The following is a 26,200-nucleotide window of genomic DNA, read 5'->3' as shown; positions in this document are numbered from 1 at the left end:
TCTCCCGCTCCTCAATCGTTAACCTTGGAACAACTGCTGCAGCGCAAGCTTCATGAGCGCGTCCGGCGACGCGTCGGGCTTCGCCTGATCGCGGATCGCCCCCCAGGCGCGGTCCAGCTCGACGTCCCGATAGCCGAGACCCGCAAGCGCTTCGCGCGCCGCCGCCCAGTTCGAGGACTCTTCCTCGCCCATCGTGAGCTGGCTCGCCGGCGCTACAAGGGCGATGCCATGCATCCGGTCGTCGTACACCCCGAGCTTGTCCTTCAGGTCGAGAATCATCCGTTGGGCGGTCTTCTTCCCGATGCCGGGCAGCTTGGTCAAGAACGTCAGATTTTCCTGCTGGATCGCCGCGGCGACCGTCTCCGGCCGCCCGCCCGCGAGGACGCCCAGCGCGACCCGGGGCCCGATGCCGGACACGTCGAGCAGCTTGCGGAACAGACTCTGCTCGTCCCGCGTCGGAAAGCCGAACAGCTGAATCGCGTCCTCGCGGACGTGATGATGAATGAACAATTGCACCGGCTCTTCGCTCCGGGCGAGCGCATATGGATTCGGCACGAACACCCGGTACCCGATATCCCGCACGTCCAGCACGACGTACTCCATTTCGATATGGGCTACGCGCCCTACTAAGTAATCGATCAAGATCGCGTCACTCCGTTCATTCTCTCGTTCAATCCGACGGAGTGCGCATGGCAGATCGCCACCGCCAGCGCGTCGGCCACGTCGTCCGGCTTCGGCACCGTCGACAGCTTGAGGAGACGCTTGACCATCTCCTGCACTTGCTTCTTCTCGGCGCCGCCGTAGCCAACGACCGCCTGCTTCACCTGCATCGGCGTATATTCGCCGACCGGAATGCCGCGCTGCGCCGCCGCCAGTAAGAACACGCCGCGGGCTTGTCCGACGCTGAACGCGTTCGTGACATTTTTGTTGAAGAAGAGCTTCTCCACCGCGATCCGCTCCGGTCGGTACTGATCCAGCAGTTGGCAGGACGCCTCGTAGATCTGGACCAGCCGCTGCTCCTGGGGCGTGTGGGCGGCGGTCTGGATGCTCCCGTATTGCACGGGGACGAGACGATGCCCGATCTTGTCCACGAATCCGAATCCCATGATCGCGATGCCGGGGTCGATACCCAATACGCGCATGAAGCAACCCCGCTCTCTAGTCGTCATTTCAAACAGCCTACTTGATTATACCAAATGATTGAGAGGATGAGAACAAATACCGAACACCGGATTTAGAGGTTAGCAGTTCGGGAAAGACAGCCCCTCAACACGCAAAAAAGAAGGAGCCCAGGGGTAGCCCCGGGGTCTCCTTCTTCATGTCCGATGCGGCGCGAGTCGCACCTATTCCGCCCGCTTCAAACTCCCTTGCGCCCGATCCCTCGCGTATTCGACGTACCGGGTGAGCACGTGATTGTAAGAATCGCGGTTCGTGACGCGGATGCCCTCCGTCAGCTCGCGCATCCGCTCCTTGGACAAGCTGCTCTCGAGCGACTTGACGTCCAACTGGAAAAAGGTGCGGATCACCTTCTCCTTTCGCGGCGGTCCGTCGAACAGCGACAGGTTGCCGTCTCGGTCCAGGCCGATAAACGCCGTTTCCCGGCATATCGGAGACAGATCGTCGACAGCTTCCTCCATGACGACCCGTCCCGCCCCGTCGAAAGAGGCGGACCATTCCCGATGGGACTTGAGCAGGTCGATCGCTTCGTTCGTCGAAAATCTCCCCAGCTTTCGCGTCTCTTCCCCGCATAAAAAAGCGCGATGCAGCACGACTTCGACGTCGCCCGGCTGCCCCGCCAGCGCGGCGATCGCCTTGCCCCGTTCCGACGACGGAGATTCGAACGAGAGGTTGTCCGACCAGGCGGGCGCGGCACTGCCTTCGCTCGGCGAAGGTCCCGCGGGTCCGGCGCCGGAACGGTTCACGATGAGGGCGAGGGCGACGGCCGCCGTCAGTACGGCGGCCGTCCACGTTCCAAGCGTGAGAATCGGGCGGCGGTGGCGTTTCAATCGTTTTTTCAGTTCTTTGATGCGAAACCCGAACACCGTTATCCCCTTCTTTGCTTTTTTCCTATTGTTGCCCGGGGGAACGGCGGGTATGCGTCAGATTACCATTTGATCCATGGAAGGCTTTCCTTGCGCTTCGGGACGGATGTCCGTGCTTTCGGCTTGGCTTTCACTTTGGCGACCGAAGCTTTTTTGGACGCGGACGCCTTATCGACGCTCGACGAACTGACGGCCCGCTCCTCCTGCTCTTCCTGCTCCTCGGTCTGTTGCGCCTCCGGATAGCCGCCTGCTAAATAGCTTGCGCCATCGTACGCGCCATTGTAGCCATAGTAGCCGTAGCTCGCTCCGTCAACGCGTCCGGCTTCGTACCCGTAATGTCCGTACGGGTAGGCGTACGGGACGGCGCCTGTCGCAGCCGGAGAAACGGCCATGCCGTATGGTTGCACGTTTGGCATCGCCCCGGTCGCCGCCGGCGAGACGGCCATGCCGTATGGTTGCACGTTTGGCATCGCCCCGGTCGCCGTCGGCGAGACGGCCATGTCATACGGCATCGGATAACCTTCCGGTCCGACGGAAGCCGGAGAGACTGCCGTGCCGTAAGTTCCCGCTGCGGGCGCTACTGCCGCGGGAGACGTTGCAGCCGGGTAGACCGGCGTTCCTGCGCAAGGATGGCATTCTCCGGCCGGCCATGCGATCGGTTGGATCGGAAGCGGTCCGATGCCGCCGATGTTCGTCGGGCCGAGGCCCGGCAGACCGCCGATATTTGTTGGACCGAGTCCTCCAAGATGGCCAGGCAAGCCGCCGATATTCGTCGGGCCGAGGCCCGGCAGGCCGCCGATATTCGTTGGACCTAGCCCACCGAGGTGACCAGGCAGGCCGCCGATGTTCGTCGGACCGAGACCGCCAAGATGGCCGATATTCGTCGGACCGAGACCCGGTAGACCGCCGATCCCCGGTTGTACACTGTGGACGGTATACATTTCCGCAGGAGAAACATTCGGGTACCCTGACGTTGCAGCGGGCGAAACCTGCGTCGGGCTCATGCCGTAGCCGCTCGTCATCGCAGGCGAAACTTCCGTCGGGCTCATACCGTAGCCGCTCGTCATCGCGGGCGATACCTGCGTCGGGTTCATGCCGTAGCCGCTCGTCATCGCGGGCGATACCTGCGTTGGGCCCATGCCGTAGCCGCTCGTCATCGTGGGCGATACCTGCGTCGGGCCCATGCCGTAGCCATGACCGCCCGTTGCCGCTGGCGACACTTGCGTCGTACCGTAACCGCTTGTCGTAGCTGGCGAGACGGCTTCGGGCGCATAACCGTAGGATGAAGGAGCAGGCTGAGCCATAGCTTCTACCGCCGGTACCGGAAACTGTTTGAACAGATCCACACTTGGACTGTATTCAGCCGATTGTGCCGGATAGCCATGGTGCGACGGGTATCCGTATGTTGCCTCAGGGAGTTTAACCGGATATGACGGCTTCGGCAGAATTGGCGCAGCAGGCGCCTCCACCTCGACTTCGACCTCGAGTTCCATCTTTACTTCCGTACTCGGTTTAACCTCCGTGCTCGGTTTCACTTCCGTATTCGGCTTCACTTCCGTGTTCGGTTTCATTTCCGTGATCGGTTTCATTTCCGTGATCGGTTTCACTTCCGTGTTCGGTTTCACTTCCATGTTCGGCTTGACTTCGGTGCTCGGCTTGACATTCGTACCCGGCTTGACTCCGGTGTGAGGCTTTCCGGTAGGCAGCCAACCGGTGACGGTATCATGCACCTTCGAAGCAATGCCGCCAACGTGGCCTGCGAGGTGGCCTGCATGATGACCTCCATGGGCGTGGTGGCCTTCATGGTGTCCATGGGGGTCATGCCCGGACGACATAGCTTCCGCGACTGGCATTTCCGCCTCCGCGGAGGTGGCCGGCAGCTTCGGAATGTTGACGACCTCTCCGGTCAGGAGCGCGTTTGGATTTTTGAGCTGCGGGTTCGCGGCGATCATGTCCGCCAGCGGAATCCCCCAGGCTTTCGACAGCTTCCACAGCGTATCACCTTGCTGCACCGTGTGCTGTTGCTCGATTTCGTAGGCCGGTTTAGCCGGCATCGGAATCTTGATCTTCATCCCTGTCGAGATTTCGTTCGGATTCGCGATCTCCGGGTTGGCCGCGATCAGCTCTTCCAGCGGAACGCCGTATTTTTTGGCCAGCAGATACAGCGTATCCCCGCTTTTCACGATATGGATCTTCACTCGGTTCCCTCCTGATGGCTAGACTTCACGTGCGGGCGATCGCCCTCGCGCAATCCCTACATCCTATGCAGGAGTTAGGCGTTTGACATCCCTGCCGCAAAAAAAGCTAGGCAAATGCACCCCATGGCAGGAATATGATCCGGCCCGAGCATTCGCTGATTTTTAAAAAGCTCTGTCACCGGGTTTCGCTCGAATTTCTGCTTCGTCTTAAATTTAGACGATATCCCGTTGTTTAGGGAACCGAGTGTATTTTCGTCCTTTAGGACGATATCCCCTTCGCTCAGGAGATGGAGCGTTTTTCGCCTTTTGCGCAATATCCCCTTCGCTCAGGAAATCGATCTTTTCTGGACATTTGTACGATATCCCCCTCGCTCAGAAGAAAGTGGTTTCTTCTGGGCGAAAACCCCTTTGCTCAGATGCATCCCTGTTGTTGGAGGTATTCCGCATGATTCTCACACCCAGAATTTAGGGGCTATTTAACGATACTTCCTGAGCGAAGGGGATATCGTGCGTAGGCCGTCATGCGAGCACCTTGTCCTGAGCGAAGGGGATATCGTGCGTAGGCCGTCATGCGAGCACCTTGTCCTGAGCGAAGGGGATATCGTGCAAAGGCCGCCATGCGAGTACCTTGTCCTGAGCGAAGGGGATATCGTGCAAAGGCCGTCATGCGAGCACCTTGCCTTGAGCGAAGGGGATATCGTGCGTAGGCCGCCATGCGAGCACCTTGTCCTGAGCGAAGGGGATATCGTGCGTAGGCCGCCACGCGAACACCTGGTCCTGAGCGAAGGGGATATCGTGCATAGGCCGCCATACGAACACCCGGTCCTGAGCGAAGGGGATATCGTGCGTAGGCCGCCATGCGAGTACCTTGTCCTGAGCGAAGGGGATATCGTACATAGGCCGTCATGCGAACACCTTATCCTGAGCAAAGGGGATAATGTGCAAAGGCTCGCCAGTGGAGCTGGAGAGAGGAGGAACCGCCCACAGGATAGCAAAAGAGACGCTCGGGAGCGCGGCGAATCCGCAAGCTCCTCATGAGCGCCTCTTACGAGTTACCGTTATTTAATCATAAACCTTTACGCCGTCTACGATGACCAGCTTGCGGAACTCCTCGAGCAGCCGGGCCGTGACGGGGCCAGCCTGGCCCGATCCAATGACGCGGCCGTCGACTTCGCGCACGGCGATCACTTCCGCTGCGGTGCCGGTGAAAAAGACTTCGTCGGCGGTATAGACGTCGTGCAGCGTGAACGGCTCTTCTTTCAACTTGTAGCCAAGCCGCTCACACAGCTCCATAATCGCGCCGCGCGTAATGCCTTCGAGCGCCCCGATATAGCAAGGCGGCGTAAAGACGACTCCTCGCTTCACGATGAAGATGTTGTCGCTGGAACCTTCGGCGACGTAACCCTGCGCGTTCAACATGATCGCTTCTCCGACGCCCGCCTGGTTGGACTGGATCTTCACCAGCACGTTGTTCAGGTAGTTCAGCGATTTGATCTTCGGATTGAGCGCGTCCGGAAGGTTGCGCCGCGGGCTGACCGAAACGGACCGAAGCCCGTCGCGGTACGCTTCCTCCGGGTAGATGGCCAACTGCTCGACGATGATGACGACGAAAGCGGTCGGGCAGCGCAGCGGATCGAGCCCGAGGTTGCCTGGACCGCGAGAGACCACGAGCCGGATGTAGCCGTCGCGAAGCTCGTTTTTGCGGATCGTCTCGACCAATGCAGCTTGCATGTCGTCCGGTGCAAGCGGGATGTCCAGCATGATGGACTTCGCCGAATCGTACAACCGGTCGAGATGCTCCTTGCAGCGAAAGATGTTCCCGTCATAGATGCGGATGCCCTCAAAGATGCCGTCTCCGTACAGAAAACCGTGATCGTAAACCGAAATTTTGGCGTTTTCCTTGCTGACGAACTCCCCGTTGAGATAAATCCATTGCTCCGCCATGCGAGAACGGCACCTCCAAAGATTATCCTTCGAATGGAAAGCTGGGATAGGAACCGAGAATGCGTACTTGACAGCCGATCGCTTCGATCTCGGCGATGGCCGCAGGCAGCAGCACCGTATCCATCGACATGTCGATGTCTATCCAGAAGTAGTAGCTTCCGAGCTTCTTTTTCGTCGGACGGGACTCGATTCGCGAAAGGTTGATCCGTCGCCAGGAAAAAGCCGCCAACACTTGATGGAGCGCGCCAGGATAATCTTCCGGCAGCGTGACCAGGACGCTCGTTTTGAACCGTGTCGCCGAAGCCGACTCGTACGCCCGATGGCCGACGAGGAGAAAGCGGGTGTAGTTGTTGTCGTGATCGGTCACGCCCTCCACGAGGACGTCCAGACCGTTGTCGGCGGCGGCCGTCTTCGTGCCGATGGCGACCCAGCCCTGCCCGGGATTGTCGCCGACGGTGCGGATCGCCTCGGCGGTGCTGCTTAGCGTCTCCAGCTCCGCGTGCGGGATGCGCGACCGCAGAAATTCGTAGCATTGCGCCATCGCGACCGGGTGGCTGATCACCTTGACGATGCGCGAGGGATCCCAATCGGACCCGCTCTCCGGCGTAAGCTCGGCGGCGCGGCCAACCAGATTCTGGATCGCGGGAAAAACCCATTCGGCGCGAATCGGCAGCTCTACCTCGTGCACCAGCCAGTCGGTATGCAAGCTAACGGAGCCGTCGATCGTATTCTCGATCGGAATGACGCTCCAGTCCGTGTCGCCTCGGACCGTGGACTTGAACACGTCGGCGATCATCTTGTGATATTTCAGCTCCACCGTGTCGTCGCGGAAAAAGTAGCGGGCGGCCTCGTCCGAAAACGTACCCCGGGGAAGCGCGGCAGCGGAAGGCAGCTTCGTCATGCCCGCACCTCCTCCCCCGGCTGCGCCGCGACGAGTACTTCATGCGGCTCCCTCGCGTAGTCCGGGTCGCCCGAGCTGAGCGCCCGTACCTCCGGGCCCGCCAGACTGGGCGCCAGCCAGCGCAGCGAGATGGAGATGCCTTCGCGGGCCATCGCTTCGGTTACGAAGCGCTCCAGCTCGGCTTCGCGGCCGCCGCCGTCCTCGGCCAGCAAGAGGAGCGTCGGGCCCGCCCCGGACAGCACCGCGCCGAAGGCTCCGTGGTCCGGCGCTTCGCGAAGAATCGTCTCCATGCCAGGGACGAGCGCGGCGCGATACGGCTGATGCAGCTTGTCCCGCAAGGCGTGCTTCAGCACGTCCAGCTTTCCGGTCACGAGCGCCGCCGTCAGCAGCGCGCCGTGCGCCACGTTAAACACGGCATCGCCCATCGCCACTTCGCGGGGCAGCACGTTGCGCGCGTGTTTGGTCGACAGTTCGAAGGCCGGAATCGCCACGAGCGCGGCGAGACCCGCCGGAGGATCGAAGCGGACGGCTTCGGCCCGCTTGCCGTCCCAGGCGGCCGCCACGATGCCGCCGTACAGCGAGGCGCCGACGTTGTCGGGATGGTCCTCCAAGGCGGTCGCCATCTGGAACAGCTCGTCTTGCGAAAGCGGATCGCCGATCAGCGCGTTGGCGGCGACGAGGGCGCCGACGATAGCCGATGCGCTGCTGCCGAGTCCCCGCGTCAAGGGGATATCGCTGCGGATGCCGATGGCAAGCTCGGGAACGTCCCGCCCGGCTCGCGCGAACACCGACTGTGCCACCTCATAGACGAGGTTGGTCTTATCCTCGGGGACGCCGCTCAAATTGTCGCCGTACAAAGTAACCGTCGTCTTTGCGGCAGGCCGCAAATCCACCCAGGCATAAAGAGATAAGGCCATGCCGAGCGCATCGAAGCCGGGCCCGAGGTTGGCCGTGCTGGCCGGCACCTTCGCCACGACGCGGTCGCGGAGGATGGCGCGCTGCGTCTCTCCCTCGCCCGAGACGCTCATTCGTTCGTTGCTCATCGTGGAACTCCTTCCGTTATCGCCTTGCTTTTTCGGTTCGGGACGCGAACGCAAAGACGTCGTCAGCCCTCGACCCGGTAGACGCTCTTGATCGTCTGGACGGAGGTCAGCTCCTCGAATGCCTTCAGCACCTGGTTCATCGACGCCTTGCTGACCGCGTGGGTCGAGATGATGAGCTCGGCGCCTTGTTGTCCCGGCGTCGCCGGCTGCATGACCGATTCGATGCTCACGTCGTACTTGGAGAATACTTGAGCGATCTGCATCAGGACACCAGCGCGGTCGTCGACGTGCAGCAGCAGGAAGTACTTCGAAGCGATCTGCTCGTCGCTTTTCAGCTTCTTCTCCTTGTAGGAAACGGAAGCTTGGCGGCCGCCTACGCCGAGCTTCATGTTTTTGACGACGGCCACGAGGTCGGCGACGACCGAGGTCGCCGTCGGCAGCTCGCCGGCGCCTGCACCGTAGAACATCGTCTCGCCAACGGCTTCACCGTGGACGTACACCGCGTTGAACACGCCGTTCACGGAGGCGATCGGATGGCTCCGCTTCACCATCGTCGGCTGCACGCTGACGCTGATGTAGTCGTCCTGACGCTCGGCAATGCCGAGCAGCTTGACCTCGTAACCGAGCTGATGCGCGTACTGGATGTCCTCCTGGGTGACGGAGCTGATGCCTTTGACGTCGACGTCATCCAACGATACGTTCGCCCGAAAGCCGAGCGTCGCGAGGATCGTCATCTTGCGGGCCGCGTCCAGGCCTTCCACGTCGGAGGTCGGATCGGACTCCGCATAGCCGAGCGCCTGGGCTTCCTTCAGGACGTCCGCGTAGGCCGCCCCTTCCTGGCTCATCTTGGTCAGGATGTAGTTGGTTGTCCCGTTCACGATGCCCATGATCTTCGTGATACGGTCCGAGGAGAAGCCTTCGATCAGCGTCCGGATGATCGGGATGCCGCCGGCGACGCTCGCCTCATAGAAGACGTCGCAGCCCTTTTCCTTCGCCTTCGCGAGAATTTCCGGCCCGTGAAGCGCCATCAGGTCCTTGTTCGCAGTGACGATATGCTTGCCTCTCTCCAGCGCTTCGAGCAACAATTCCTTCGTGGAGGCAACGCCGCCCATTACTTCTACGACGACGTCGATCTCCGGATCCCGAACGATTTCCCAAGGGTCTTCCGTCAACTTGTCGGCGTCAACCGATACGCTGCGCGCCTTGGCGCGGTTCTTGACCAATATTTTGGAGATGACGATCGGCGACGCGACCTGGCTTTGCAAGTCCTCCTGATGTCCTTCCACGATTCGGACGACGCCAGTTCCAACTGTTCCGAGCCCCATTAATCCCACTTTGACCGGCTTCATGTCTGTTCTCCTCCGCTTCCTCATCGGCCTCGACGGCCGTTCAACTGCGTCCGACGACGGTCGTCCGCTTGACGCCGTCCAGAGCCTTTAGCTTTTCTAGCAACTCGGACAGCGACCCGTTCAGCGTCGAAACGTCGAGCGTCACGACGACGTTGGCCATGCCCTGCAGCGGAATCGACTGCGAGATGGTCATGACGTTTCCTTCGTTCTGCGCCAGCGTGCCCAGCACCTTGGACAGGACGCCCGAACGATGCTCCAGATCGAGCGACAGCGTCGCTATGCGCTCCCGCGCCGCCTGTTCGAGCGGATAAACGCCGTCTTTGTATTTATAAAACGCGCTTCGGCTCAGGCCGACCTTCTCCGCCGCTTCGTGCACGGTGGCCGCTTCGCCGCGCCGAAGGAGCTCCTTGACCTGCTCGGTCTTGAGCATGCCCTCCGGCAGCAGATCCTCGCGGACGACGTAATAGCGCTCCGCCATCTTCCGTCCTCCCAAGAAAGACGATTGTTTGTGTATAGTGGACATTATAGCGGATGCCGCCGTCAGCGGCAATAGTCATTTGGACAGCGGGGAACGTTTGATTTCCGCAAAAAAGACCGACCCTATCGAGGCCGGTCTTGCAAGCGCGGTCCGTCGGACCGCCATTATTCGTCTTCGTACAAGTAATCGTCTTTGCCGCCCTCGAAAAATTCGAATTCGAAATCTCCGATGCGGATCGTGTCGCCGTCCTTGGCGCCGCGCTTGCGCAGCTCCGCGTCGACGCCGATCTTGCGCAGAATACGAGCGAAGCGCATGACGGCTTCGTAGGAGCCGAATTGCGTCCGGCGCAGCAGGCGCTCGATCGACTCGCTCTCGACGACGTACACTTCGTTGTCGCGCGCGATCTTGAACTCGTGCTCCTCGCGCGGCTCCATCCGATAAACGACGCCTTCTGCATCGTCTTCTTCCTGGTCCTGCGCCTCGTCCAGCAGCGCCGGATCCGGCAGCGATTCGAGCAGCTCCGCCACGCGGTAAAGCAGCTCCGGCACCCCTTGCCGCGTCAGCGACGAGATCGGCAGCACGACGATGTCCGGCCGCTCTTCGGCCAGTTTCTCGCGGAAGTTCGCGAGGTGCTCCTCGGCGTCCGGCATGTCCATCTTGTTCGCGGCCACGAACTGCGGACGTTCGGCGAGCTTGGCGTTGTACAACTTCAGCTCGTCGTTGATCTTGACCCAGTCGTCGTACGGATCGCGCCCCTCCATGCCGGACATGTCCACGACATGCAAAATGACGCGGGTGCGCTCGACGTGCCGCAAAAATTCATGGCCGAGGCCGACCCCGGTATGCGCGCCCTCGATGAGGCCCGGCAGGTCCGCCATGACGAAGCTGCGGTCGTCGCCGAGCTCCACCACGCCGAGGTTCGGCGTGAGCGTAGTGAAATGATAGGCGCCGATTTTTGGGCGCGCCCCCGAGACGACCGACAACAGCGTGGACTTGCCGACGCTGGGGAAGCCGACCAGGCCGACGTCCGCCATCACCTTCAGCTCGAGAGTCACCCACCGCTCCTGGCCTTCTTCGCCGTTCTCGGCGATGGCGGGCGCGGTATTAACCGAACTTTTGAAGCGCGTGTTGCCGCGGCCGCCGCGGCCGCCTTTGGCGATGACGACCGACTGGCCATGCTGGGTTAGATCGGCCAACATCTCGCCGGAGTCGTCGTCATAGACGATCGTGCCCGGCGGCACGCGCACGAGCATATCTTCCGCGTTGGCGCCGTGCTGGGACTTGTTGCGCCCCTTTTCGCCGCGCGGCGCTTTGAAGTGCTTTTGGTAGCGGAAATCCATCAGGGTGCGGAGTCCCTCGTCCACCCGAAAGACGACGTCGCCGCCGTTGCCGCCGTCGCCGCCTGCGGGACCGCCTTCCGGCACATACAGCTCCCGCCGGAACGCGACGAGACCGTCCCCGCCGTCGCCGCCTTTGACGTAGATCTTCGCCTTGTCTACAAACATGATGACTTCACTCTCGTTTCATCCAGCTTCGAACGTCAGGGCGAACCGGCGCGTTCCCGCCGGCTCGTCGGACCCGTCCGGCGCTTCCTCCGCCGTCCAGCTTCCCCGTCCGTCCAGTATTTTCGTGATCTCTTGCGCGAGACTGTCTTCCGCCGCCAACTCTCCGGTATACGTGACCTCGATCCGAAACGCGCCGGAACCGCTTTTGAACCGGAGCGACAGCACGTTCTGTTCGCCGGTTGAGGCGATCGAGCGGTAACGAAACGCGTTGATCAGCCCGATGACCGTCTGCGAGAACGCCTCGGCACGAGGCTCGTCCTTGTTCCATTGAAAGCCGTCTTCCACCGCGACATCGAGCCGCATCGTATCGCACATCGTGCGGAACGAAAGCACATAGGATGCCAGCTCCGCGCTGCCGAGCCGCGAGATCCGGCTGTCCTGGTCCATGCGTTCCCTTATTCTGTCCACGATCGCCACGGCTTTATCGAGCTTCTGGAGACGTAGATACCCGTATAGAATCTGCAGTTCGTTCATCCAATCGTGCCGGTGGTGGCTCAGCGTCTCGATTGCGGTCCGTTGCGCCCGCGCGAGCATTCGTTCGGTCTTCGCCCGCTGGACTCGTCGCTCCGCCGCCAACCAGCATGCTGCGGCAGCGACGGTCCAAAGGACGAACAACACGAGCGGCCAAAGGCAGTCGCGCCATACGAAGACGCAAACGGCGGGCACCAGGAGCGAAATCGCCGCGCCAAACCGCCATAGGGTGGTTTTCCCATCCATGATTAAGCTTCCCCGTTTCGTTTGATCCCGACTCAGACCGATCCCTGCCGCCCGTCTGGTTCGGCGGTGTGACGGCCGCGTCCGGGAAGAGAGACGATCTCCTCTCCTCCTAATCGTGCAAAAACCCCGGCCACTTCGCTGGCCGGGGTTCTGGATGACGAATTAAGCTTCGAGAGCCGCAGCGACAGGCGCTTGCTCGACCGGGTAGACGCTCACTTTTTTGCGATCGCGTCCCCAGCGCTCGAACTTCACGACGCCTTCCACTTTAGCGAACAACGTGTCGTCTTTGCCGATGCCGACGTTGTTGCCCGGATGGATCTTCGTTCCGCGCTGACGCACGAGGATCGTGCCGCCGGAAACGGTCTGGCCGTCGGCGCGCTTGACGCCGAGGCGCTTGGAACGGCTGTCGCGGCCGTTCTTCGTCGAACCTACGCCCTTCTTGGAAGCGAACAGCTGAAGATTCAGTTTCAACATGGGGTGTCAACCTCCTTTATGCGAGAGTATGCTTGATCTTCACGAACTTGCCGTATTCGTCCGCGATCGACTCGAGCGACACGACCATGCCCGCGAGCAGCAGTTGAATCTGCTCGTCGCGGACGGCGTCGCCGCTCTCCGGCAAGGATGCCGACAGCAAGCCCGACTTCATCTCGGCTTCGGGGACAACGCCCGTCAGCTTCTCGATGGCGTTGACGGCGCCGACCGTGACGGCCGACACGCCCGCGCAGACAATGTCCTTGCCGGGATCGGCGTACATCGCGTGACCCGTGACGGAAAAGCGCTTGATCCGGTCATCCGGACCGCGAAAGATCGTGATCTTGATCATCTCGGCCTCACCTTACGCCTGGATGGATTCGATCGTCACTTTCGTGTACGGTTGACGATGACCTTGCTTTTTGCGCTCGTTCTTCTTCGGTTTATAGTGGAAAACGATGATTTTCTCGCCTTTGACATGCTTCTCGACTTTGCCCGTAACGGATGCGCCAGCCAGAAGCGGCGTGCCGGATACGAAGCCTTTGTCGTTGGAAACGGCCAGGACCTTGTCGAACTTGACGCTGTCGCCTTCGCTGGCGGAGAGCTTCTCCACGAAGATCACGTCGCCCGCTTGGACCTTGTATTGCTTGCCGCCGGTTTCGATAATCGCGTACATCTTGTGCACCTCCTCGTGTCTAAGACTCGCCTCATGGGGTGCCGGTTGTCGCGGCCGATCAGATGCCAGGACAGCGCCGGTCTTTGCAAACCCGTTAAAGTGCGGTTGTAGCCTGCAATCTCGGGGATGAGCCCATTGCACGCACTATGGTAGTTTATCATACTCGGCTTATGATTACAAACCCTTTTTAAGAACGTCCAGTGCAGCCTCCGCGCGGAACCAGCCGCGCTTACCGCACATAGATTTTGCCCCGGCCTTTGCAGGCCGCGCACGTATCGTAAAAGTAGCTCATGACGTCTTGCCGCGTCTTTTTGCGGGTGATCTCCAGCAGTCCGAGACGGGTCCAGCCGACGACCTGGCATTTGGTCCGGTCGCGCCGGATGGTCGCCTCGAGACGCTGGACGACCTGCTGCCGATGCTCGTCCCGGTCCATGTCGATAAAATCGACGATGACGATACCCCCGACGTCGCGCAGCCGCAGCAGCCGCGCGATCTCCGAAGCGGCTTCGACATTCGTGCGGAACACCGTCTCCTCCAGATCGACGCTGCCCGTATACTTGCCGGTGTTCACGTCGATCACCGTCAGCGCTTCCGTCTGATCCCAGACGAGGTAACCGCCGCTTTCCAGCGCCACGCGCGGCTGGAACGCCTTTTCGATCTGCGATTTGATGCCGAACCGCTCGAACAGCGGCGCACCTTCGCCGTGCAGACGCACGCGGTCCTCCAACGAGGGAGCCGTCTGCCTAAGGTACGCTCTCGCCTCTTCGTACGCTTTGGGGTTGTCGACGATGAGCTCTTCGATCTCGGGCGTAAAGACGTCCCGCACCGTCCGCTGCACGAGCCCGAAATCCCGGTGCAGCAGCGCAGGCGCCGCGGCCTGTTCACCCCGCTCGACGATATCCCGCCAGACGCGGCGCAAGGCGTTCAAATCTTCCGCGAGCGACTCGCGCGACTCTCCTTCGGCGTTCGTCCGGAGGATGAGCCCTTCGCCAGGTGCGCGTAGTTCCTCGGCCAGCTGCTTCAGCCGGGCGCGCTCCTGCTCTTGTTCGATCTTTTTGGAGACGCCGACGTAGTCGGCGTGGGGCATGTACACCAGGCAGCGGCCCGGCAAGGAATAGTGGGTGGTGACGCGGGCGCCCTTGCCGCCCAGCGGTTCCTTCATGATCTGGACGACGCGCTGGTCTCCCGGCTTCAGAAGATCGGCGATGGCGGGCTTGACTTTCGGCTGGCGGTCCAAATGAGGATGCAGCACGTCGTCCACGTAGAGGAACGCGTTCTTGGGGAGTCCGACATCGACGAACGCGGCTTGCATGCCGGGCAGCACGTTGACGACGCGCCCCAGATAGAGATTGCCGACGAGGGAGGTGCCTTCCGATCGTTCGACGCTGAATTCGGTCAGACTGCCGTTCTCGAGCAGCGCCGATTGCGTGACGTTGCGCGCGCAGTGGACGAAGAGCTGCTTCATGCCTACCTCCCGTCGAGAGACGTTTTCCCTATTTTACATGAAAAACCGCGAATCCGCATGTCCGTTCGTCAAACTCCCGAGAAAGCCGTCGATCAGCTTGCCTTCGGGCACGACGCGGGAGACGGTGCCGCGGTTCATCACGTAGACGAGATGGTAGCGCTCCTTCATGAGCAGACGCACGACCGACGAGAGCGGCCGTTGGTCGGAGACGACGATCGGCTGGGCGAGCGTGCCGCCGTCGATCCGCTTGTCCGAGCGCCGGGCGCGATGAACGAGGAAGCGCAAAAAGACGAACGGCACGTTCCGCAGGTACGTCCAATTCGAGGCGCAGAGGAACAGGCCGATCACGAGCAGATTCAAATGGAGAAGACCGCCGGCGAGGAGCGGATACAAGGCCGCGCAGACGACCGATACGCTCAGCAGCAGGCTGATTCTCGCGCTCCAAAGCAGCGTGCGGTGATAGGGAACGTGCAGGCTGACGCCGGCTTGCAGCATCCTTCCGCCGTCCAGCGGCAGGATGGGAAGCAGATTAAAGAGGGCGATCATCGCGTTGGCGGAAATGAAGTCTCCGGTCCAAATCGGATCGAGGAGTCCGGCTTGTCCAAGGAGCCAGGCGAGGCCGGCCAGGATGCCGTTCTGCAGAGGGCCTGCGAGAGCCACGAGCGCCTCCTCCTTTGCCGGAACAGAGCCCGCGTCCTCGACTTCGAGGACGCCGCCGAACGGGAGCAGCTTCACCTCCCGGACGTTCCAGCCGAAGCGGAGGGCGGCCAATAGATGGCCGAGCTCGTGCAGCAACACGATGACGAACAGCGTCGCCACCTCGGCAAAGCGTCCCGTCAGCACGGAGGTCAGCATCAACAGGACGAATAGCGGGTGAAGGCGGAACGCGATGCCTCCGATTCTAATCAAAGGGCACCACTTCCGCCGGGTCCAACGTCTTGCCGTTTTGCTTGACGGCGAAAAGCAGCCAGCCCTCCCCGCCGGGAGAGTCCGAAGCCCGGGCGAGGGCGCCCAGCGTTTGGCCGGCTTCCACCCAATCGTTAGGCTGCACCGCCGGTTCGCTCACATTCCCGTAGACGGTCACCACGCGATTGGTGTGCTGCACGAGGATCGTCGCCAGGCCGTTGTCCCCCGTCGTCACTTGGGTGACTCTGCCCGTATGGACGGCCACGACGGGCGTACCTGCGACCGCCGCCAGCCGCACCCCGCTCTTGCTTTGCGCAAAGGTCTCGACCACGCGGCCGTCGATCGGCGGCACGGTCTCTTCCCGGCTCCACTGGGCACTCACCGCCTCAGCGTCCGAATTGTGGCGGAACGCCGGGAGGAACGAAGGCGAGCCTCCGAACGTCTTCGCGTACCAAGCTTCCACGGCGGCGAAGTCCATATCGCGCGTCACCGCCTGAGCAACCCACGTCTGCGCCTCGTCGCTGCCAGGCAACTCCAGCCGGAACCAGCCCCAGACGCCGGCGAATACCAGCAGCGCGACGACGGACCGGATCGCGAATCCCCGCGCCAGCCTGCGGATCGGATCCGGCCACGCACCGTCGTCTCCCCAGCCCGGAGACGGGCCGTTCCTGCCGGGCGTCTCGCCGTACCAGGGCCCGAGCGGAGGCCGCCCGCCCGCCGCCCCTCCCCCGCCCGAATCGGAAGCGGAGGCTCCTCCGGCCGACGGATAATGGGCGGAATACGGGCTACCCGTCTCTTCGAATGAACGGGGAGCTGCCTCTCCGGGCGATCGTCCGCCCGCGTAAGACCCGCCGATGCCGCCGATGCGCCCCCAGTCTCCGCCGTTCTCCCGCTGAAGACGCTGGCGCTCCTTCCACCACAGCTCCGGATCGTTCTCTTCCGGGGCTGGCGCCCGGGTCCCCAAACCGTTCTGACGCGCGGCCCCGCCGGCGGACGTCGGCGCACGGCGCGGATCCTGCCCGCGGGCGTTTTTTCGCATTGGCATCGGCCAGCCCTCCCTTGTCCTTCTCTTCTACCACGATATGGCACGTCCGCCCCGTTTAGACCATTCCTTCTGCGCACCCCGGGCGTTTCGCATCCCCCCGGCCGCGCGCGCAAAAAGGCCGCCCTCCGGGGGGAGGGCGGCCTTGACGCCGGCGAATCCAACTACGTTTCGATCGGGTATTTCTCCTGATGCGCGCGAACGCTGAAGATGAGTCCGATCGACATCATATTGAGCAGGAGCGACGTGCCGCCGTAACTAATGAATGGCAGCGTGATGCCGGTGAGAGGCATGATGCCGATCATCATGCCGATGTTCTGGAAAATCTGAAACACCACCATGGAGGCGATGCCGATGATAATAAAGGAGCCTCGCCTGTCGTAGCATTGATAGGCGATGAGGATCATCCTGTAAATAAATATAAAGTAGAGCAGCAGCAGGACGGCCGCGCCCTGGAAGCCGAACTCCTCGCCGACGACGACGAAGATCGAGTCGGAATACGTATACGGGATAAACTTGCGGTTTTTGGACTCGCCCTGCATGTACCCGTCCCCGGAGAGGCCGCCCGAACCGATCGCGATTTTCGCGTATTCGACCTGGCGTTTTTCGTCCATCGACGCTTCGTCGGGGTGAATGTACGTATTGATCCGCTGATACCAGTGCGGCTTGTCGTGCTTGGTCAGGAAGTCTTTGATCTCGGTGTTGTACGTGTTGAACAAGGTCACGAAGAGGATCACGCCGCCGACCACGGCCCCCAATCCGATCAGTACGTACGAGTACCGAACGTTGCCGATCCAGAGCATGCCGAGCACGATGAACACGTAGATCATCGCGTTCCCGAGGTCGGGCTGGATCATGACGAGCAAAAACGGCACGGCCGAGATCGCCACGATCAGGAGCACGTCCTTGCGCATCGACAGCGGATCTCCCATTCGTCGCCCCATCAGGGCCGCGACGGCGAGGATGAGAAAGATCTTCATGATCTCCGCCGGCTGGAACAGGAAGCTTCCGATTTGGAACCAGCTTTTGGCCCCGTTGATCGGCTTGGCGAACAAGTAGACGGCCACGAGCAGGACGATGCCGATGGCGTACCAGACGTACCAGGTTTTCACCAGCAGCCGGTAATCGAACAGCGTGATGATCAGAATGGCCGCAAACCCGGCGCCATAGAACATCATCGTCTGGACGTCTTTGTTCGAGTAGCCTTCGGTGTAGTAGGTCGCGCTGCGGACGAGCAGCGTGCTGATCCCCATGAGCAGGATGAGGATGAGCATCATGAGCCAATCGATTTTTTTTAGTCTGTTAAGCAAGCGGGATCATCCCATTCCGAGAAACTTGCGGACCCGCCGGAAAACGCCGCTCTTCTCGTCCAGATGCATAAGCGGGACGGTTTCGCCGAGAATGCGGCGCGCGACGTTCCGATAGGCGATGGCGGCGCGCGAATTCGGGTTCATGACCGTCGGCTCGCCCTGGTTCGCCGCCTTGATGACAACTTCGTCGTCCGGCACGATGCCGATCAGATCGATGGCGAGCACCTGGCAGATGTCGTCCACCTCCAGCATGTCGCCGTTGCGCAGCATACTCGGGCGAATGCGGTTGATGACGAGCTTGGGCGGCGCGATCTGGGTTTTCTCCAGCAGGCCAATCACCCGGTCCGCGTCGCGGACCGCCGCATTTTCCGGCGTTGTCACGACGATCGCCTGGTCCGCGCCGGCGATGGCGTTGCGGAAGCCCTGCTCGATGCCTGCCGGGCAGTCGATGATGACATAGTCGAAATCCGGCTTCAGGTCTTCGATGATTTTGCGGACCTGCTCCGGCGAAATATCGTTTTTGTCCTTCGTCTGGGCCGCTGGGAGCATGTACAGCTCGTCGAAGCGCTTGTCCTTGACCAACGCTTGATTCAGCCTGCACCGGCCTTCGGCCACGTCGATCAGATCGTAAATGATGCGATTCTCGAGCCCCATGACGACGTCCAAGTTGCGCAGGCCGATATCGGTGTCGACCATGCACACTTTTTTCCCCAGCAAAGCAAGCGCGGTACCGACATTCGCCGATGTGGTCGTCTTGCCGACCCCGCCTTTGCCGGATGTTACGACGATCGCTTCTCCCATCGCGCTACACTCCTTTGGCCTGAAGAACTTTGTTGCGACTGTGGTGCAGATGCGTCAGCTTGTCCATCTGCATCGCCCCGTCCGCCAAATAGGCATATTCCATCCATGGCTCGGCCGACGCCCACTCGTCGGGCGGCCGGCTGATGATGTCGGCGATTCGCAGCTGCGTCGGCTTCATGAGCGAAGCCGCGATGATCGCTTCTTCGTGGCCGGCGCAGCCGGCATGCGCCGTGCCGCGCAGCGCGCCCATAATATAAATGTCTCCGGTGCAGCGGACCGTGCCGCCGGGATTGACGTCCCCGAGCAGCAGCAAATGCCCGTCGTGCTCCAGCGTTTGACCCGAACGGACCATCGCGGCGACTGTATGCAGCCGGTAGGAGGCGTAATCCGCCGCTTCCTCCGCCACCGGATCGCTCTCGATCGTCTGCACCAGGAAATTGCCCTGTTTGCGGATAATCGCACGAATGCGTTCCTTGTCCTCTTCGTCCAATTGACGGGCGCCCAGCTTGACATAGACGTGGACGAGCGGACCGGCGAGCTGCTGCTCGTGCTTGTCGAGCTTGGCGTGCAGCTCGTCGAGCAGTGTCACGAAGTCGCACTGGTCGTCGAGGAGGAACACGAGTCCTTCTTTGACGCCTTTGATCGTTATCGACGATTTGCCGTTCACGCGATTTCGCCCCTCCCCTTCTATCCAATTCGGTCAGTCGGGGCCGAATTCCTGCCTGCCGGGCGAAATGCGGCCGCGGGAGCGCGGCTTGCGGACGCCGAAGGCTCACGCTGCCGCCTCCTCTTTGGGGGCTGCCGTCTTGATAAACCAACGCCTCACCGGCAAATAGAGCGCGAGACCGGCGAACGTCTGCAGCAGCAGCGTAGGGACGACTTGCCAGTAGACCACGTAAGCGACCGACAAATGCGTGAGGAGGAACAGCTTATAGACGAAATAGACGAGCAGATCCAGCAAGCCGCTGCCCAAGCCGATCATGAGCAGCGTGAAAGCAAGCGTACGGGTCGTTCGCTGCTCGGCGAGCAGTCCGACGAGATAGCCGAGCAGCGCCATCCCGAACGCGTAAGCTCCAATCATGTGTCCGTAGGACAGCGTATCTTCCAAAAGCCCGAAGCCGAGGCCAAATAGAAAGGCCCGGTGGCGTCCGGCGAACGCCGCGACGAACATCGTCATGACGAACGGCAAATGAGGCAGCAGACGATCGCTCCATGCGGACGGGATGGCCCAGGGAATGACGGCCGTTTGCAGGAGCAGAAGCACGAGCGCCGCGACGATCGTACGGTTCATGCGCATCGTCATCATGGCTTGTCCGGATCCGGCGCCACAACGACCATGACCTCGTACAGATGATCGAATTTGGCGGCGGGTTGAATCGTCGCCGTATGCGTCAATCCGTAGTCGCCGACCTGATTGGACAGCACGGTGCCGATGATGAGGCCTTTGGGCAGCAGATTGCCTTTACCCGCCGTCACGACCGTGTCGCCTTTCTCGACCTTCGCGTTTTCGTCGATCTTGCTCATGAGCAGCGATTTGCTTTCTTTGTTGTACTCGATAATCCCGAACGCTTCGTCTTCCTTGCCGGAGATCGTCGCGGAAATCGAGATGACGTCCGGTGACGACGGATCCATCTCCGTGATCGGCATGACGGTCGACGTGAACTCGGACACCGAGCTGACGAGGCCGACCAGGCCGTCCGCCGTGATGACCGCCATCCGCTCCTTGATGCCGTCCCGGGAGCCGAGCAGAATTTTGATCGTCTTGTCGTACGGGTTCGTGCTGCTCGCGATCACCTGGGCGAACAAGTATTTATAATTATAAAATTGCTTTTGCGTTTCGGTAAAATGAAGCAGCTCTTGATAACGCTTGTTGTCGCTCTCGATCGTGTTGTAGTGGATCCGGTCCTGCGTGTAGCGAGCCACCGTCTTGCGCAGCTCCTCGTTCTCCTTGTACACATCGGAAAGCCGGCCGAGGTCGCGGAAAAAGCTGGCGACCGCTCCGACCGGCTTGTACAAGACGCCCTGCACGGATCCGAACGCGTCGTTCACGAACCGCTCGGGCCACGTCGACCCGCTCCGTCGCAAGGTGAATCCCATGACGGCGATGAAAAGAATGAGCCCGATCATGAGAATGAACAGCCGTTTGTTGCCAAAAAGTTTAAATATAACCGATCACCCGCTTTTGTTGTGCCGCCGGTCTCCGGCCGCCTGCTTCTTTAACGGCCGGAGCGGGATCCTTTCGATTTGAACAAATGGATGTTTTCGAGCGCCCGACCCGTCCCGATCGCGACGCAGTCGAGCGGATTTTCGGCGACCAGGACCGGCATGCCGGTCTCGCGCGCAAGCAGTTTGTCCAGGTTGCGCAGCAGGGCGCCGCCACCGGTCAGAACGATGCCGCGGTCCATGATATCCGCGGACAGTTCGGGCGGGCACTTCTCCAGCGTGACCTTGACGGCCTCGACGATCGCGTTCACCGTGTCCGCGAGCGCTTCCGTAATCTCGTCGGACGTGATGGCCAGCGTCTTAGGGAGGCCGGTCACCAGATCGCGGCCCCGAATCTCCATCGATTCCATCTTGTCGAGCGGCAAGGCGGAGCCGATCTCCATCTTCAGCGACTCGCTCGTCCGTTCGCCGATCATCAGGTTGTACAAACGCTTGATGTATTGCATGATCGATTCGTCCATCTCGTCGCCGGCCACGCGGATCGAGCGGCTCGTGACGATGCCGCCGAGCGAGATGACGGCGACCTCGGTCGTGCCGCCGCCGATGTCGACGACCATGCTGCCGGTCGGCTCCCATACAGGCAGGTCGGCTCCGATCGCCGCCGCGAACGGCTCCTCGATCGTAACCGCTTCGCGCGCGCCCGCTTGCTTCGCCGCGTCTTCGACCGCTCGCTTCTCAACGGCCGTGATGCCTGAAGGGACGCATACCATCACGTTCGGGTGGCGGGGCGGGAACGAGCGTTGCTTTTGCGCGCGGGTCAGAAAATACTTGATCATCGTCGCGGTCGTCTCGAAGTCGGCGATGACGCCGTCCTTCATCGGCCGGATGGCGCGGATATTGCCGGGGGTGCGCCCGATCATTTTCTTGGCGGCTTCCCCGACGGCTTCGATTTTTTTCGTATCGGTACGCAGGGCGACCACGGAAGGTTCCCTTACTACGATTCCTTTTCCTTTTACATAGACGAGTGTGTTCGCGGTACCCAGGTCAATCCCCAGATCGCGTGTGAATCCTCCAAGCATCTTCTGCTACCTCCTGTTGGGACAATCTTGTTTATTATATTACAAGGAGCCCAGTTCCTTCAAACTGACATAGCGATTGTCACCTATTACCAAATGGTCGAGGAGCTCGATCCCGATCAGCTCGCCCGCCTCCGCCAGACGGCGCGTCAAACGGAGGTCCTCGGGACTAGGCGTCGGGTCCCCGCTCGGATGATTGTGCGCGCAGATGATCGAGGCGCTGCTGCGGCGGATGGCGGCGCGAAACACTTCGCGGGGGTGCACGACGGAGGCGTTCAGGCTGCCGATCGACAGCGTCTCGCGTCCGACGACCTGGTTCTTCGTGTTCAGAAACAGGACGACGAAGTGCTCCTCGCGCAAATGCCGCAGCTCCTCCATGACGAGGTCGGCGGCGTCCCGGGGCTGCGAGATGCGGGGCATCTCGGGCAGCCGGGAGCGGGCCACGCGCCGGCCGAGCTCGACCGCGGCCTGCAGCTCCAGCGCCTTGGCCGGGCCGATGCCGCGGATGTGGATCAGCTCGTCCCACGTCCGGCCCGCCAACCGGCGAAGCCCACCGCATTCGTTCAGAATGCGCTGGGCCAAATGAACCGCCGACTCGTCCCGCGTGCCGGTGCGCAGCAGAATCGCCAGCAATTCGGCATGGCTGAGCGCTGCCGGTCCGTGCCGCTGCATGCGCTCCCGCGGCCGTTCCTCTTCCGGCACTTCTCTTAGCAAATAAACTTTTTGTTCCATCGGATCTCCCCCTCGATTTCGGCGATCCGCGTCGGCTGCGGATCTCGGCTGCGGTCGTCGGGAGGGGGAGGCGGTCGGCCGCGATCTAGGGCCGCTCGATGCCGAATTTCGATAGGAGCTCCGCCAGTAGCGAAAGCGGGAGGCCGACCACGTTGAAGTAGTCGCCTTCGATGCCTTCGACGAGCAGCGCGCCGAGCTCTTGAATGCCGTACGCGCCGGCCTTGTCCATCGGCTCGCCGGTGGCGACGTAACGCTCGATCTGGACGGGCGAGAGCGCCCGTATCCGGACGCGCGTCACGCGATGCGCGGTCCGAACCGCGTCCGCGCCGGCCTCGATGCAGGTGACGCCGGTGTACACTTCGTGCACGCGTCCGGCCAGGCCGCTGAGCATGCGTACCGCATCCGCCGCATCCCGGGGCTTGCCCATGACTTCGCCGTCCAGGACGACGATCGTGTCGCTGCCGACGACGATTCGCCGGCCGCCGCCGGCCTCGAGCCGCTCCGCGACGGCTTGGGCCTTGCGGAGCGAAAGCGCTTCGACGATACGGTCCGGCATCCAGTCTGCCGGCACTTCCTCGCTCGCGTCGCTCGGACGCACCTCGACGGGGAGTCCCAGATGCGCGATCAGTTCGCTCCGGCGAGGCGATGAGGAGGCGAGCACGAGCGAAACCTGCGAAGATGGGTCGCCAAAAGTTGCGGTAGAATCAGACATGTTTGAATTCCCTTCTAGCTACATTTTGCGGTACAGCCAGATCGCGACGGCCGCCCCGATAATACTGAGCAAGCTGAGGTGAAACGCGATCTTGATATCGTAGACGAGCACCAGCAGATCGGCGGAAGGAGACCAGTTCAACTTGACGGTCCGGGTCAGGAATCCCAGCCCGGGCACGGTCTCCAGCCAGTGGCCGAGCAGCGTTCCGCCGAGGATGCCCAGAAATACGAACAATAGCAAGACCCATCCGTTTTTCTTCACGATTCAACGTCTCCCACCATTTTTTGACACTTGTTTCTCTATTATACGTGCCCTTCGCATGCTGCACAATGCACAAAGAAAAGACAGCCCCTTCGGCCGGGGCCGCCGGGTCTGTCGTCCTATCAGCTGCCGCTGCCGAGCTGCAGATCGAGCCGCAGCCGGTTCGCGCCCAGCGCCGCCGCCATCGCGGAGGACTGCATTTGGCGCAGCGATGCTTTGGACGGCGTTTTTGCGTGCTCGCGAAAAGCCTTGACGGCGTTGGAAAGCTGCGACGCGTGCGCGAGCGCCTCGGTCTTGGCGGCATCCGACCACGTTTCGAGGCCCTGCGAAGCTTGCTGCCAAGCAGCGAAAGATAGCTCCAGCGCCTGGGTCTCCTCGGCCGCCGGCGCCTGGGTCTTCTCCTGCTGCAGGCCGTCCGAGGCCAGCTTCGAAAGGCTCCGGGTCAAGGCGTCGCTCGTCTTCAAGTACGCCGCCCAACGATCCGCCTGGGCGTTGTCGCTCAGGTCGAGCTGCTGGCTTTCGAGCGCCTTGACGTACACTTCCGTCCCCGCCATTGTTTTCGCGAGGGCCGCCGCCGCTTCTTTTGTGGGTGCGATCCCGGCGTAGACGCGGAAGCCGTCGGTCGTGTCGGAGGCGGCGGGCAGACCTTTGCCGGTCAACTGCTTCACGGCGTCGTTCATGCTGGCTTCCGTGCCGAACACGCCGTATTGCAGCAAATAATAGACGGATGCCGGGGCGACGGCGGAAGCAGCGCCTTGTACGGGCTTGGCGCCCGATTCGGAACCGGCCGCCCCCTTGTCCGCGGGCGGAGACGCCGAAGCGGGGGACGCCCCGGGCGGCTGGGACGTGCCGGGAGACGGCTGAACGTCGGCGACGACCGGCGCGCTGGGGCCGGATGGCGAGCCTGGGAAAAGCGGCTCGCCCGTGAACAGCGCCAGCACCAGGTAGCCGAAGACGGCACCCGTTACGATCGCCCCCGCCACGGACACGAAGATGCGCAGCCAGGACGGGCCTTCGCGACGGCGCGTATAAGCTTGCGACATCCAGCCGTGGTTCCGCGGCTCGTCCAGGCCCGGTTCCAGTTCCGGCCCTTCGCCCTGTATGTCGGAATACGGCGCGTGGCTTCCACCGTAAGCGTCCTGCCATTCGTCCGCATGGGGCATGGCCTTCTCGACCGGTGCGTTTGGTTGCCCGTTCGGCCGGCCTAAGCCGCTGAATCCCGCCACCGACTTGCGGCCTTCCGCCGGGAAGGCTTGCGGCTGCACGCGCTCGTGCGGCGAAGGCGGATTCGGACCGGTATTGGACGATTCGCGGCCGGCATGGGATGATTCGCGACCGGCATGGGACGATTCGCGGCCGGCATGGGATGATTCGCGACCGGCGGAAAATCCGCCGCCGCGTGCGGCGCGGACCGGCATGGTCCGATAGAGATCCGGCCGCAGATTGGAGTCGGCCTCCGCCGACGCCTCGTCGCGCGGCGGAGCCATGTCGCGATCGCTTGGCCGGGCGGGGGAAGACTCGGGCTCCCCCCATGCCCCCGGCTTGGGTGCAGATGTCGGCCGAGCTTCAGACTTGGGTGCAAACGTAGACCAAGCTTCGGGTTTGGGTGCAGATGTCGGCCAATCTTCCGGCTTGGGCGCAGCAGAAGACCAAGCATCGAGCCGCTCGCCGCGGCGATGCCGCTCGGCGGCCTGCTGCGCCGCGGTCCGATGCGGTTCCGGCGCCGACTCCGTTGGCGCAAGCGCGGCCGACCGCGCCGGCTTGCGGGCCTGGCGCCGCACGCGTGTTGGCGCCGGCTGAATCGGCTGCGTCTGCGGATCCGCCGGATTCGAGCGGCGGATGATCTCTTCCAGCGCGTGAATATCGTCTTGATAAGGGCTCTGCCAGGCGTCCAGCGTTTCCGCTTCCCGCGGCTCGTCCCGATTGTCCCTGCGATGTTCGGTTCCGCGCGACGCGGGCGCATGCGCGGCGACGTTTCTCCGCGCTTCGATCGGTTGCTCCTGCGCGGCGGCATGCTGCGGCTGCGTCGTCTCCCGGGGCTCGGCTCCGTCGAAGCGGAACGTCATTCTCGTCTTCTGCTGCATCGGTCTTCTCCCCTTGTCCCTCAATCTATTAACTATGCTATGAGATGATAGAGAGAAATATGATCGCTCGGAGGAAAGAAAATGCGGGCGGAGACGAGGCGTCTTCCGGGGTTTCGTAACGGGGGAGTTTGAAGAAAATCGAAAATCACGCTGAAGGAGGCAGCCTTCTTACGCGCATTGGCCATTACCTCGTACGAACGCCGAATGTGGGTAGTTTACATACGCACATTGGCCGATTCCCCGCACGATCGCCGAATGTAGGTA

General features: G+C 61.9%; 27 protein-coding genes and 1 other annotated feature. All 27 genes read right to left on the bottom strand.

What is annotated here, in order from left to right:
* Positions 1 to 18: 18 nt before the first annotated feature.
* The 27 genes from ruvA to LKX83_RS27860 all read right to left on the bottom strand — a co-directional run bounded on the left by ruvA (position 19) and on the right by LKX83_RS27860 (position 25,936).
* Complete coding sequence (ruvA, locus tag LKX83_RS27990; RefSeq protein WP_227886138.1) at positions 19 to 642, bottom strand: Holliday junction branch migration protein RuvA; 624 nt, start codon at positions 640 to 642, stop codon at positions 19 to 21.
* Positions 639 to 1,142 carry a crossover junction endodeoxyribonuclease RuvC gene (gene ruvC / locus LKX83_RS27985; RefSeq protein WP_227886137.1) on the bottom strand — a complete coding sequence of 168 codons (504 nt, stop codon included), beginning with the start codon at positions 1,140 to 1,142 and terminating at the stop codon, positions 639 to 641. The genes ruvA and ruvC overlap by 4 nt, the downstream gene beginning before the upstream one ends.
* Positions 1,143 to 1,343: 201 nt before the next feature.
* Positions 1,344 to 2,042, bottom strand: a complete 699-nt coding sequence (locus LKX83_RS34515; RefSeq protein WP_227886136.1) for a BofC C-terminal domain-containing protein — start codon at positions 2,040 to 2,042, stop codon at positions 1,344 to 1,346.
* Between the two features lie 62 nt (positions 2,043 to 2,104).
* Positions 2,105 to 4,240: a LysM peptidoglycan-binding domain-containing protein gene (locus tag LKX83_RS27975; protein WP_227886135.1), complete on the bottom strand. Its 2,136-nt coding sequence runs from the start codon at positions 4,238 to 4,240 to the stop codon at positions 2,105 to 2,107.
* Between the two features lie 1,062 nt (positions 4,241 to 5,302).
* The gene (gene ilvE / locus LKX83_RS27970) at positions 5,303 to 6,184 is read right to left on the bottom strand and encodes a branched-chain-amino-acid transaminase (RefSeq protein WP_227886134.1); all 882 of its coding nucleotides are present in this window, start codon (positions 6,182 to 6,184) and stop codon (positions 5,303 to 5,305) included.
* A gap of 22 nt (positions 6,185 to 6,206) precedes the next feature.
* On the bottom strand, positions 6,207 to 7,076 hold the full coding sequence (gene pheA / locus LKX83_RS27965) for a prephenate dehydratase (protein WP_227886156.1): 870 nt from the start codon (positions 7,074 to 7,076) through the stop codon (positions 6,207 to 6,209).
* A gap of 5 nt (positions 7,077 to 7,081) precedes the next feature.
* Positions 7,082 to 8,128: a homoserine kinase gene (thrB, locus tag LKX83_RS27960; protein ID WP_227886133.1), complete on the bottom strand. Its 1,047-nt coding sequence runs from the start codon at positions 8,126 to 8,128 to the stop codon at positions 7,082 to 7,084.
* A 62-nt stretch (positions 8,129 to 8,190) separates the two neighbouring features.
* Entirely contained in the window at positions 8,191 to 9,477 is a 1,287-nt protein-coding gene (locus LKX83_RS27955) for a homoserine dehydrogenase (RefSeq protein ID WP_227886132.1), read from the bottom strand.
* Between the two features lie 40 nt (positions 9,478 to 9,517).
* Positions 9,518 to 9,955, bottom strand: a complete 438-nt coding sequence (locus tag LKX83_RS27950) for an ACT domain-containing protein (protein ID WP_227886131.1) — start codon at positions 9,953 to 9,955, stop codon at positions 9,518 to 9,520.
* A 164-nt stretch (positions 9,956 to 10,119) separates the two neighbouring features.
* Positions 10,120 to 11,460 carry a GTPase ObgE gene (obgE, locus tag LKX83_RS27945; RefSeq protein ID WP_227886130.1) on the bottom strand — a complete coding sequence of 447 codons (1,341 nt, stop codon included), beginning with the start codon at positions 11,458 to 11,460 and terminating at the stop codon, positions 10,120 to 10,122.
* A gap of 18 nt (positions 11,461 to 11,478) precedes the next feature.
* Positions 11,479 to 12,237: a Spo0B domain-containing protein gene (locus tag LKX83_RS27940; RefSeq protein ID WP_227886129.1), complete on the bottom strand. Its 759-nt coding sequence runs from the start codon at positions 12,235 to 12,237 to the stop codon at positions 11,479 to 11,481.
* A 162-nt stretch (positions 12,238 to 12,399) separates the two neighbouring features.
* Positions 12,400 to 12,711 carry a 50S ribosomal protein L27 gene (gene rpmA / locus LKX83_RS27935; RefSeq protein ID WP_227886128.1) on the bottom strand — a complete coding sequence of 104 codons (312 nt, stop codon included), beginning with the start codon at positions 12,709 to 12,711 and terminating at the stop codon, positions 12,400 to 12,402.
* A 16-nt stretch (positions 12,712 to 12,727) separates the two neighbouring features.
* Entirely contained in the window at positions 12,728 to 13,060 is a 333-nt protein-coding gene (locus tag LKX83_RS27930) for a ribosomal-processing cysteine protease Prp (RefSeq protein WP_227886127.1), read from the bottom strand.
* 12 nt (positions 13,061 to 13,072) lie between these two features.
* Positions 13,073 to 13,384 carry a 50S ribosomal protein L21 gene (gene rplU, locus LKX83_RS27925; RefSeq protein ID WP_185672114.1) on the bottom strand — a complete coding sequence of 104 codons (312 nt, stop codon included), beginning with the start codon at positions 13,382 to 13,384 and terminating at the stop codon, positions 13,073 to 13,075.
* 12 nt (positions 13,385 to 13,396) lie between these two features.
* Positions 13,397 to 13,501 (bottom strand) — a sequence feature (ribosomal protein L21 leader region).
* Positions 13,502 to 13,613: 112 nt separating this feature from the next.
* Positions 13,614 to 14,849, bottom strand: a complete 1,236-nt coding sequence (locus tag LKX83_RS27920; protein WP_227886126.1) for an Rne/Rng family ribonuclease — start codon at positions 14,847 to 14,849, stop codon at positions 13,614 to 13,616.
* 33 nt (positions 14,850 to 14,882) lie between these two features.
* Entirely contained in the window at positions 14,883 to 15,758 is an 876-nt protein-coding gene (locus tag LKX83_RS27915; protein ID WP_227886125.1) for a M50 family metallopeptidase, read from the bottom strand.
* Positions 15,751 to 16,800, bottom strand: a complete 1,050-nt coding sequence (locus LKX83_RS27910) for a M23 family metallopeptidase (protein WP_227886124.1) — start codon at positions 16,798 to 16,800, stop codon at positions 15,751 to 15,753. The genes LKX83_RS27915 and LKX83_RS27910 overlap by 8 nt, the downstream gene beginning before the upstream one ends.
* Before the next feature lie 161 nt (positions 16,801 to 16,961).
* Entirely contained in the window at positions 16,962 to 18,107 is a 1,146-nt protein-coding gene (locus LKX83_RS27905; RefSeq protein ID WP_227886123.1) for an FtsW/RodA/SpoVE family cell cycle protein, read from the bottom strand.
* A gap of 6 nt (positions 18,108 to 18,113) precedes the next feature.
* On the bottom strand, positions 18,114 to 18,908 hold the full coding sequence (gene minD, locus LKX83_RS27900; protein WP_227886122.1) for a septum site-determining protein MinD: 795 nt from the start codon (positions 18,906 to 18,908) through the stop codon (positions 18,114 to 18,116).
* A 4-nt stretch (positions 18,909 to 18,912) separates the two neighbouring features.
* Positions 18,913 to 19,575 (bottom strand): septum site-determining protein MinC, encoded by a 663-nt coding sequence (gene minC, locus LKX83_RS27895; protein ID WP_227886121.1) that lies wholly within the window; start codon positions 19,573 to 19,575, stop codon positions 18,913 to 18,915.
* A 105-nt stretch (positions 19,576 to 19,680) separates the two neighbouring features.
* The gene (mreD, locus tag LKX83_RS27890) at positions 19,681 to 20,214 is read right to left on the bottom strand and encodes a rod shape-determining protein MreD (protein WP_227886120.1); all 534 of its coding nucleotides are present in this window, start codon (positions 20,212 to 20,214) and stop codon (positions 19,681 to 19,683) included.
* On the bottom strand, positions 20,211 to 21,047 hold the full coding sequence (gene mreC / locus LKX83_RS27885; protein ID WP_255654950.1) for a rod shape-determining protein MreC: 837 nt from the start codon (positions 21,045 to 21,047) through the stop codon (positions 20,211 to 20,213). The genes mreD and mreC overlap by 4 nt, the downstream gene beginning before the upstream one ends.
* Before the next feature lie 77 nt (positions 21,048 to 21,124).
* The gene (locus LKX83_RS27880; protein WP_227886118.1) at positions 21,125 to 22,150 is read right to left on the bottom strand and encodes a rod shape-determining protein; all 1,026 of its coding nucleotides are present in this window, start codon (positions 22,148 to 22,150) and stop codon (positions 21,125 to 21,127) included.
* 39 nt (positions 22,151 to 22,189) lie between these two features.
* Positions 22,190 to 22,879, bottom strand: coding sequence for a RadC family protein (gene radC, locus LKX83_RS27875; protein WP_227886117.1), 690 nt, complete (start codon positions 22,877 to 22,879; stop codon positions 22,190 to 22,192).
* Between the two features lie 85 nt (positions 22,880 to 22,964).
* Complete coding sequence (locus tag LKX83_RS27870; protein ID WP_227886116.1) at positions 22,965 to 23,591, bottom strand: Maf family protein; 627 nt, start codon at positions 23,589 to 23,591, stop codon at positions 22,965 to 22,967.
* A gap of 18 nt (positions 23,592 to 23,609) precedes the next feature.
* Positions 23,610 to 23,852, bottom strand: coding sequence for a DUF4321 domain-containing protein (locus LKX83_RS27865; RefSeq protein WP_227886115.1), 243 nt, complete (start codon positions 23,850 to 23,852; stop codon positions 23,610 to 23,612).
* A gap of 122 nt (positions 23,853 to 23,974) precedes the next feature.
* Positions 23,975 to 25,936 carry an SPOR domain-containing protein gene (locus tag LKX83_RS27860; protein WP_227886114.1) on the bottom strand — a complete coding sequence of 654 codons (1,962 nt, stop codon included), beginning with the start codon at positions 25,934 to 25,936 and terminating at the stop codon, positions 23,975 to 23,977.
* Between the last annotated feature and the right edge of the window lie 264 nt (positions 25,937 to 26,200).

The organism is Cohnella baijiui, assembly GCF_020731285.1.
Taxonomy (GTDB): Bacteria; Bacillota; Bacilli; order Paenibacillales; family Paenibacillaceae; genus Cohnella.
This window is presented reverse-complemented; position numbering and strand designations above follow the sequence as displayed.

Excerpts from the sequence above, each read along its gene's own strand:
- LKX83_RS27870 (WP_227886116.1), bottom strand. The coding sequence starts at position 23,591 with ATGTCTGATTCTACCGCAACTTTTGGCGACCCATCTTCGCAGGTTTCG.
- LKX83_RS27950 (WP_227886131.1), bottom strand. The coding sequence starts at position 9,955 with ATGGCGGAGCGCTATTACGTCGTCCGCGAGGATCTGCTGCCGGAGGGC.
- mreD (WP_227886120.1), bottom strand. The coding sequence starts at position 20,214 with ATGATGACGATGCGCATGAACCGTACGATCGTCGCGGCGCTCGTGCTT.
- LKX83_RS27940 (WP_227886129.1), bottom strand. The coding sequence starts at position 12,237 with ATGGATGGGAAAACCACCCTATGGCGGTTTGGCGCGGCGATTTCGCTC.
- rplU (WP_185672114.1), bottom strand. The coding sequence starts at position 13,384 with ATGTACGCGATTATCGAAACCGGCGGCAAGCAATACAAGGTCCAAGCG.
- LKX83_RS27860 (WP_227886114.1), bottom strand. The coding sequence starts at position 25,936 with ATGCAGCAGAAGACGAGAATGACGTTCCGCTTCGACGGAGCCGAGCCC.
- LKX83_RS27920 (WP_227886126.1), bottom strand. The coding sequence starts at position 14,849 with ATGAAGCAGCTCTTCGTCCACTGCGCGCGCAACGTCACGCAATCGGCG.
- rpmA (WP_227886128.1), bottom strand. The coding sequence starts at position 12,711 with ATGTTGAAACTGAATCTTCAGCTGTTCGCTTCCAAGAAGGGCGTAGGT.
- LKX83_RS27930 (WP_227886127.1), bottom strand. The coding sequence starts at position 13,060 with ATGATCAAGATCACGATCTTTCGCGGTCCGGATGACCGGATCAAGCGC.
- radC (WP_227886117.1), bottom strand. The coding sequence starts at position 22,879 with ATGGAACAAAAAGTTTATTTGCTAAGAGAAGTGCCGGAAGAGGAACGG.
- LKX83_RS27910 (WP_227886124.1), bottom strand. The coding sequence starts at position 16,800 with ATGCCAATGCGAAAAAACGCCCGCGGGCAGGATCCGCGCCGTGCGCCG.
- LKX83_RS27880 (WP_227886118.1), bottom strand. The coding sequence starts at position 22,150 with ATGCTTGGAGGATTCACACGCGATCTGGGGATTGACCTGGGTACCGCG.
- LKX83_RS27955 (WP_227886132.1), bottom strand. The coding sequence starts at position 9,477 with ATGAAGCCGGTCAAAGTGGGATTAATGGGGCTCGGAACAGTTGGAACT.
- ilvE (WP_227886134.1), bottom strand. The coding sequence starts at position 6,184 with ATGGCGGAGCAATGGATTTATCTCAACGGGGAGTTCGTCAGCAAGGAA.
- minD (WP_227886122.1), bottom strand. The coding sequence starts at position 18,908 with ATGGGAGAAGCGATCGTCGTAACATCCGGCAAAGGCGGGGTCGGCAAG.
- thrB (WP_227886133.1), bottom strand. The coding sequence starts at position 8,128 with ATGAGCAACGAACGAATGAGCGTCTCGGGCGAGGGAGAGACGCAGCGC.
- ruvC (WP_227886137.1), bottom strand. The coding sequence starts at position 1,142 with ATGCGCGTATTGGGTATCGACCCCGGCATCGCGATCATGGGATTCGGA.
- obgE (WP_227886130.1), bottom strand. The coding sequence starts at position 11,460 with ATGTTTGTAGACAAGGCGAAGATCTACGTCAAAGGCGGCGACGGCGGG.